This window comes from Drancourtella massiliensis, from assembly GCF_016900655.1.
In the GTDB taxonomy this organism is placed as follows: domain Bacteria; phylum Bacillota; class Clostridia; order Lachnospirales; family Lachnospiraceae; genus Sellimonas; species Sellimonas catena.
In genome coordinates this window covers 1-573 of sequence record NZ_JACJKH010000099.1, presented here as the reverse complement: position 1 = coordinate 573, position 573 = coordinate 1, and the positions used below count along the sequence as shown (strand labels likewise).

At 42.8% G+C, this 573-nt stretch carries 1 protein-coding gene; it reads left to right on the top strand.

The window, feature by feature from the left end:
- On the top strand, window positions 1-501 hold a 501-nt coding region (locus tag H6A32_RS15890), incomplete at its 5' end, for a transposase (protein WP_204864829.1).
- Between the last annotated feature and the right edge of the window lie 72 nt (window positions 502-573).

Here is a 573-nt window from a genome sequence, read left to right as displayed (position 1 = left end):
AAAGAGAATCCTATTCCGGCGAAAATCGTTTGCGTAAGGAATAAAGCAAATCGCAAGGACTGGCTTGCTTTTATCTGTACAGATACGACCCTTTCCGAAGAAGAGATTATCCGTGTTTATGGAAAGCGCTGGCAGATTGAGGTTTTCTTCAAGACCTGCAAATCTATGCTGAATCTGATTGGAGAATGCCGCAGCTTATCCTATGATGCACTGACAGCTCACGTAGCTATCGTGTTTACCAGATACATGTTACTCGCAATGGAACAGCGCCAAAATGAAGATCAGAGGACGCTTGGCGAATTGTTCTTTTTCCTAGTTGATGAAATGGCGGACATTACTTTCCATAGATCACTTGGCATCCTAATGGATGCCTTGATGGCAAGCCTTCAGGAAATCTTAAAACTCAGCGATGAGCAATTGACAGCTTTTACTGCTGATTTTGAAGCAAGACTGCCGAAATATCTGCGTAACGCACTCCATCCAGAGTCTATAGGGGCATAAATCACTATTTTGTCAGCTGAAATATTGAATTTTCAAGGAGCGAAGCCCATTTCAGGTATGGGAAGTCTTAGT